8 protein-coding genes are annotated in these 6632 nt (G+C 39.2%); 6 read left to right on the forward strand and 2 right to left on the reverse strand.

Annotation, left to right across the window (positions count from 1 at the left end; genetic code table 11):
- The first annotated feature begins 43 nt into the window (after positions 1-43).
- Positions 44-1918, forward strand: coding sequence for an amidohydrolase (locus I7H67_RS09690; protein WP_198307713.1), 1875 nt, complete (start codon positions 44-46; stop codon positions 1916-1918).
- A gap of 57 nt (positions 1919-1975) precedes the next feature.
- A complete protein-coding gene (locus tag I7H67_RS09695) occupies positions 1976-2137 on the forward strand; it encodes a DUF1427 family protein (protein ID WP_000784879.1) in 162 nt (53 codons plus the stop codon).
- 69 nt (positions 2138-2206) lie between these two features.
- Here the strand turns inward: I7H67_RS09695 and arsC are convergent, their stop codons facing one another.
- A complete protein-coding gene (arsC, locus tag I7H67_RS09700; RefSeq protein ID WP_198307714.1) occupies positions 2207-2635 on the reverse strand; it encodes an arsenate reductase (glutaredoxin) in 429 nt (142 codons plus the stop codon).
- 86 nt (positions 2636-2721) lie between these two features.
- Between arsC and I7H67_RS09705 the strand changes: the two genes are divergently transcribed.
- Entirely contained in the window at positions 2722-3051 is a 330-nt protein-coding gene (locus tag I7H67_RS09705) for an ArsR/SmtB family transcription factor (RefSeq protein WP_192833504.1), read from the forward strand.
- Positions 3052-3152: 101 nt separating this feature from the next.
- Positions 3153-4187: an ACR3 family arsenite efflux transporter gene (gene arsB / locus I7H67_RS09710; RefSeq protein WP_013198160.1), complete on the forward strand. Its 1035-nt coding sequence runs from the start codon at positions 3153-3155 to the stop codon at positions 4185-4187.
- Positions 4188-4269: 82 nt separating this feature from the next.
- Here arsB and I7H67_RS09715 read toward each other — a convergent pair whose 3' ends face one another.
- On the reverse strand, positions 4270-5172 hold the full coding sequence (locus I7H67_RS09715) for a LysR family transcriptional regulator (RefSeq protein ID WP_198307715.1): 903 nt from the start codon (positions 5170-5172) through the stop codon (positions 4270-4272).
- Positions 5173-5273: 101 nt separating this feature from the next.
- Here I7H67_RS09715 and I7H67_RS09720 point away from each other — a divergent pair, with 101 nt between their 5' ends.
- Together I7H67_RS09720 and I7H67_RS09725 are read left to right on the forward strand one after the other, a co-directional pair.
- On the forward strand, positions 5274-5834 hold the full coding sequence (locus tag I7H67_RS09720; protein WP_174758514.1) for a chromate transporter: 561 nt from the start codon (positions 5274-5276) through the stop codon (positions 5832-5834).
- Complete coding sequence (locus tag I7H67_RS09725; protein WP_009388239.1) at positions 5834-6355, forward strand: chromate transporter; 522 nt, start codon at positions 5834-5836, stop codon at positions 6353-6355. Before I7H67_RS09720 ends, I7H67_RS09725 begins: the two co-directional genes overlap by 1 nt.
- Positions 6356-6632: the final 277 nt, after the last annotated feature.

Here is a 6632-nt window from a genome sequence, read left to right on the forward strand (position 1 = left end):
CCTTTATTTTTTAGAACGATAATTCACAAGAATGGAGTTCAGAATGACCGAAATAAACCTCATACTCATAAACGGTAAAATCACAACACTAGATCCTCAGAACCCCGAAGTACAAGCAATTGCGATTGCAGACGGTAAAGTCGTACGCACAGGCACAAATGATGAGGTTATGAAGCTCGCAACATCTACAAGCAAAGTCGTTGACTTAAATGGTCGTCGCGTTATACCGGGTCTAAATGACAGTCATCTGCATATTATTCGTGGTGGCCTAAATTACAATATGGAACTGCGCTGGGAAGGTGTGCCATCCGTTGCTGATGCATTACGCTTACTTAAGGAGCAAGCAGACAATACGCCAGCTCCACAATGGGTTCGTGTCGTAGGCGGATGGACTGAGTTCCAGTTTGCCGAAAAGCGTTTACCGACTTTAGAAGAAATTAATAAAGCTGCGCCAGATACTCCTGTATTCGTTTTACATTTATATGCCAGTGCTTTGTTGAATCGAGCTGCGCTTGATGTATTAGGCTTTAACAAAGACACGCCAGACCCACCGGGTGGCAAGATCGTACGAGATGAAAAGGGTGAGCCAACAGGTTTATTGCTGGCAACTCCATCCGCTATGATTTTATATTCGACCTTAGGTAAAGCACCGAAATTGCCAGTTGAAGACCAAGTCAATTCAACTCGCCATTTCATGCGTGAGTTGAACCGATTAGGTATTACGTCAGCAATTGATGCGGGTGGCGGTGGTCAAAACTATCCTGAAGATTATGATGTGATTAAGCAATTGCACGATCAAAATCAGATGACAGTGCGAATTGCTTATAACTTATTTGCTCAGAAGGCAGGTCAAGAGCTTGATGATTATCGCCGCTGGACAGAAATGACATTTCCGGGCGATGGTGATGAACTATTTAGAATGAATGGAGCAGGTGAGAACCTGACGTGGTCAGCGGGCGACTTTGAAGATTTCTATGAGCCACGTCCGGATTTACCAGAAAAAATGGAAGGCGAACTCGAAGCCATTGTAGAACACTTGGCTGAAAAGAAATGGCCATTCCGTATTCATGCAACCTATGATGAAAGTATTAATCGTTTGCTCAATGTCTTTGAGAAAGTAAATTCAAAACAGCCGTTTGCAACTCGATTTATTATTGACCATGCCGAAACTGTATCTGAACGTAATATCGAACGTATTGGTGCGTTGGGTGGTGGTATTGCCATTCAACACCGTATGGCATATCAAGGTGAGATTTTCGTAAAACGCTATGGTGCCGAAGCTGCTCAGGCAACGCCACCAGTTAAGAAAATGTTAGAACTTGGTGTTCCTGTGGGGGCTGGGACAGATGCGACTCGTGTTGCCTCTTATAACCCTTGGGTGTGTTTGTATTGGCTAAGTACGGGTAAAACAGTCGGTGGTTTACCACTCTATGATGAAAAAAATCTATTAGACCGTCAGACAGCACTTAAACTCTGGACTAAAGGTTCGGCTTGGTTCTCAGGTGAAAAAGATGTCAAAGGTTCACTCACAGCAGGGGAACTTGCTGACTTGGTCGTATTGTCCGATGACTACTTCAAAGTGGAAGCAGAAGATATCCAGTGGATTGAGTCTGTACTCACTGTTTTAGGCGGAAAAGTGGTATATGCAGGGGCTGAGTTTAAGCAAGACGATCCGCCATTACCGCCAGCATCTCCAACATGGTCGCCAGTAAAACGCTTTGGTGGTCAGTGGCGTTTATCCGAAAATCGTAATGCACCTTCGAATCAATCATTACAGTCACAAAGTGCATTGTGTGAATGTACTAGCAGTTGTGGTATGCATGGACATAGCCACTCATGGATGCTTGATGTTCCTGTAAATGATAAGGATAAAAAATCTTTCTGGGGTGCACTCGGGTGTTCTTGTTTTGCATTTTAAATAAAACAGTATGGGAACCTGCCTCGTTAAATGGCTTGCTTCTCTAAGGTATGTACGATGAAAATGTACTTGTTATCTTTGGCTGTAGGGTTGCTCGTTGGTGTCTTATATTACGTTTTAAATGTTAAGTCACCAGCTCCACCTCTTGTTGCATTAGTCGGTTTATTAGGCATGGTAATTGGAGAGCAACTGCTTCCTTTTATCAAATCCTATTTTTAATCCGTTTCATTCAAAAAAAGCTAAATGGTTCCATGCCATTTAGCTTTTTATATTAATAAGTATCTTCAATTACTTTATACGACTGCCTTGTTCATCAATAATCACTTCACCATCTTCTTTCGCAAAATAGCCTAAGTTTTTTGAATCTAAAATGTCGAGCACCACTTCAGAAGGGCGGCAAAGTCGTGTGCCTTTTGGTGTTACCACGAATGGGCGATTAATTAAAATTGGGTACTGCACCATAAAAGCAATTAACTGCTCATCGGTCCAATGAGCTTGTTCCAACTCTAAATCTTTATATGGATCAACATTTTTACGGATTGCTTCACGTACAGTTAAGTTTGAATCCTTAATGAGTTGGATTAGCTCATCTTTACTTGGTGGTGTTTTTAAATATTCAATAATACTGGGTTCAATCCCAGCATGACGAATAAGCGCCAATGTATTGCGTGAGGTTCCACAAGCAGGGTTATGATAGATTTTTACTTGCTCAGTCATGGCGTAAATTCAGCGTTGAATTAAGATATTGCTTTTATATATGGATATCCGTATATTTGCAATAACAAATATATTCTGTTGAAGATATGATCAACCAAGTCGATTTCTTTAAATGTCTATCTGACCAAACTCGGTTAAATATTCTTAAATTAGTTCTAAACAAACAAAATATTTGTGTTTGTGAGCTAACAGAACAGCTTGAGTTGAGCCAACCGAAAATCTCCAGACACTTGGCATTATTAAGAACTCATGGCGTATTACTGGATGAAAGAAAAGGCCAGTGGGTCTATTACAGCTTAAATCCTGATTTACCTGTCTGGGCTTTAGATATTTTAAAGGTGATCGGAAATGATGAGACTAAGACAAGAGTCAAACAACAAGATCAACCTTTCACTACTACAACGTGCTGTGATTAATCTTCCTAGTTTTTTGTCTTAAAAATTTGTTTTTTTAGTATCAGTACTTAGTCAGTTGTATGCATTGAACAACATTAATCAATTCTTTCATCGAGTAGAGCATGACCAAACAAGGGCTTTCCTTTTTAGATCGAAACCTGACGCTGTGGATTTTTATTGCGATGGCTTTAGGCTTAGCGATTGGAGTTTTCTTTCCTCAAGCATCTGTGTCTTTAAACGAATTAAGTGTAGATAACGTTAATATTCCAATTGCGATTGGTTTAATTTTGATGATGTATCCACCTTTAGCAAAGGTTGATTACGCTGCGTTACCAGAAGTATTTAAAGATAAGAAAACCTTAACTTTATCGTTGGTACAGAACTGGATTATTGCTCCAGTATTAATGTTTATCCTTGCGATTATTTTCTTACATAGCTATCCAGAGTATATGACTGGCCTCATTTTAATTGGCTTGGCACGTTGTATTGCAATGGTATTGGTCTGGAATGGTTTGGCTTGTGGCGATAACCAATATGTTGCAGCGTTGGTTGCTTTTAACAGTATTTTCCAAATTTTGTTCTTTAGCACTTATGCATGGCTTTTCTTAACTTTCTTACCGCCTTATTTTGGTGTGGCAGGGCAAGTCATTGATGTGAATTTTTGGACCATCACACATGCGGTTTTGGTGTACTTAGGTATTCCATTCTTAATGGGGTTCTTGACGCGTTTGGTTTTAGTTAAATCAAAAGGGTTAGATTGGTATCAAACTAAATTTTTACCAAAAATCAGCCCGATTAGTTTAATTGCTTTACTTTTTACCATTGTGGCGATGTTTAGTCTAAAAGGTGGTGATGTGGTGAGCTTACCTTTAGATGTACTGCGAATTGCGATTCCACTCACGATTTACTTTGTGGTGATGTTCTTTATAAGCTTCTTTATGAGTAAACGTATGGGGAATAATTATCCGCGTACAGCGGCAATTTCATTTACCGCGGCAGGTAATAACTTTGAGTTGGCTTTAGCTGTTGCGATTGCAACTTTTGGTTTGGCATCACCTGTAGCATTTACTACAGTAATAGGACCATTGGTTGAAGTACCTGTGCTGATTTCATTGGTTTCAGTTTCGCTTTGGTTAAAGAAAAAGTATTACGCTTAAGAGATATAACAAAATTTATTTGATCAAAGTTTTATTAAAGTGCCTTTAGAGAGGCACTTTTTTATTGTCTCGTTGCTTGCACTCAAGTCATCGTTGGTAATAGTTTTTGCATGAGCTCAATGAAGTTTGAAACTTTCGCTGAATTCTCATTTTCTCGTGTAATCAAGTAAATAGGCGCATTCATTTTTATAGAGTCATCAAACTCGCGATATACAATTTCATGTTCCCAAAAGTTATGCATTGAGGCTGGCACAATCGTTATACCAATTCCAGCCGCGACTAAATTTAATGTTGCGGTTGGACGAGGTGCTTCCTGAATAATGCGTGGACTAAAGCCTGCTTGATAGCAACTATATAAAATATTGTCATATAAACCTTGTCCTGAAGAACGACGGTATAAAACAAAATTTTCATCTGATAAGTCATTTGAGCTAATTTTTTCTTTTTGTGTAAGTGGGTGGCCCATAGGTAATGCCACTACCATTGGCTCATCTAATATATGAAGATGCTTTAGCCCAATATCACGGCTGATGGGTGCTCTTAAAAAAGCGATATCAAGTTTCTCTGAGATTAATCGATCTAATTGTTTTTGGCTGCCTGCTTCTTCAAGTTTGGTTAGTACCTTTGGATATATTTCTCGATATGACCGCAATACGAGTGAAATGAGCGGATGCAAACCTGCGGAACTTGTAAAACCAATATTGAGTTGTCCAGTTTTACCTTGGCTAACATCTTGGACTAATTTTGGAATATGTTTGGCATGTTCTAATAAAAGTTGTGCTTCTTTAAATAAGGCTAAACCCGCTTCAGTCGGTTCAATGCCACGAGGCTGGCGAATAAGTAACTGTGTACCGAGTTCTTCTTCAAGCTTTTTGAGTAAACGCGTCAAAGGCGGCTGTTGAATAAATAATCGGTTTGCTGCATGCGTGATATTTTTTTCTTCTACCACCACCACAAAGGCATGAAGCTTATGTAAATCTAGCATAGGAATACCTTTAGGGTATGGTTAGTGAAAATAAAAGCATTTGTAGATATATCATAAAAGTAGCATTCTATCTTGGTCAGATAAAGTGAAAAGTAACGAAAATGAACCATGTTGAGATTGCTGTGCAGAAGGAGAGCGTACCGACTTGCACAGAACTGTTTTTAGGTTTTTTAACATTAGGTTTAATCGGATTTGGTGGTGTATTACCTTTGGCTCGTAAAGTCGTTGTAGAGCAGAGACAGTGGTTAAGTCCTGAAAAATTCACTGAATTACTGGGTCTGTGTCAATTTTTACCGGGCGGCAATATTATTAATTTATCGGTTGCGATTGGCATGGAGTTTCGCGGTGTCCGTGGAGCGGTGAGTTCACTGATTGGCTTGATCCTTGCGCCTACGATAATTGTTGTACTTTTACATTATGTCTATGAGCAGTTCCAAGACAACCTTATGGTTAAGCATCTTTTTGAAGGGTTAGGAGCAGCAGCAGCAGGGCTTCTGGTGGCAACTGGCTTAAAAATGTTGAAACCATTATTACGTAACCCAATAGCGATGTGTGTTGTTGTGGCAGCAATTGTTAGCATTGCTTTTCTAAAAATCTCCTTGCTTTTGACCATGCTGATTTTGTTGGCACTTTATTCAACTATTATTTGGAGACGTGTGTAATGGGTGCAGTTTTACTTACTTTAGCCATCATTTTTACTCAATTGTCTCTTATTGCATTTGGTGGCGGCAATACAATTTTGCCTGAAATGCAACGCCAAGTCGTTGATATTCATCATTGGATGACGGCACAAGAATTTAGTGCATTATTTGCCATGGCTCAAGCAGCACCCGGTCCAAATATGATGATTGTACCGTTGGTAGGATGGCATGTAGCAGGGTTGTCAGGTCTACTGGTAACGTCTACAGCTAAATTTTTACCTTCATCAATTATTACTGTGTTTGTAATGAGAGGTTGGTCAAAATTTAAAGATAAGAAATGGCGCCGTGTTTTACAGCTTGCTTTACAGCCTGTAACTGTGGGAACAGTGCTTGCCAGTGCGTGGATTATTTCTGAGGCAGCGGCAATAAATACTTTACTTGTCATTATGGTAGTCATTGCAACTTTATTATCTTTAATTAAAAAAGTTCATCCCTTGCATGTATTGATTGCTGGAGCAGTATTTGGCGTGGTCTTACTTTAGTTTAACCAGTTTGCCGACCTGCGCTGGATGAGTTCAGGTTGGCTTTTTTTGATGAAGAAAATAACAATTAAATCTAAAAAACCGATTAAATCTATAAAAACATACTGTTTCACCTATTCTGTGTTTTAACGTACTATGCATCTATTGAAAGAATTTGGATGCATTGGAGTAAAAACAGATGTTAGATCAAAACATTAAAACTCAATTAAAAGCTTACTTAGAACGTTTAGAAAGTCCAATCGAATTAGTTGCTGCTTTAGATGAATCAGATAAAGCG

Source organism: Acinetobacter sp. ACIN00229 (genome assembly GCF_016106645.1).
Classification (GTDB): Bacteria; Pseudomonadota; Gammaproteobacteria; order Pseudomonadales; family Moraxellaceae; genus Acinetobacter; species Acinetobacter oleivorans.

Coding starts and splice junctions, on each gene's coding strand:
- I7H67_RS09690 (WP_198307713.1), top strand. CDS start 44: ATGACCGAAATAAACCTCATACTCATAAACGGTAAAATCACAACACTA.
- I7H67_RS09695 (WP_000784879.1), top strand. CDS start 1,976: ATGAAAATGTACTTGTTATCTTTGGCTGTAGGGTTGCTCGTTGGTGTC.
- arsC (WP_198307714.1), bottom strand. CDS start 2,635: ATGACTGAGCAAGTAAAAATCTATCATAACCCTGCTTGTGGAACCTCA.
- I7H67_RS09705 (WP_192833504.1), top strand. CDS start 2,722: ATGATCAACCAAGTCGATTTCTTTAAATGTCTATCTGACCAAACTCGG.
- arsB (WP_013198160.1), top strand. CDS start 3,153: ATGACCAAACAAGGGCTTTCCTTTTTAGATCGAAACCTGACGCTGTGG.
- I7H67_RS09715 (WP_198307715.1), bottom strand. CDS start 5,172: ATGCTAGATTTACATAAGCTTCATGCCTTTGTGGTGGTGGTAGAAGAA.
- I7H67_RS09720 (WP_174758514.1), top strand. CDS start 5,274: ATGAACCATGTTGAGATTGCTGTGCAGAAGGAGAGCGTACCGACTTGC.
- I7H67_RS09725 (WP_009388239.1), top strand. CDS start 5,834: ATGGGTGCAGTTTTACTTACTTTAGCCATCATTTTTACTCAATTGTCT.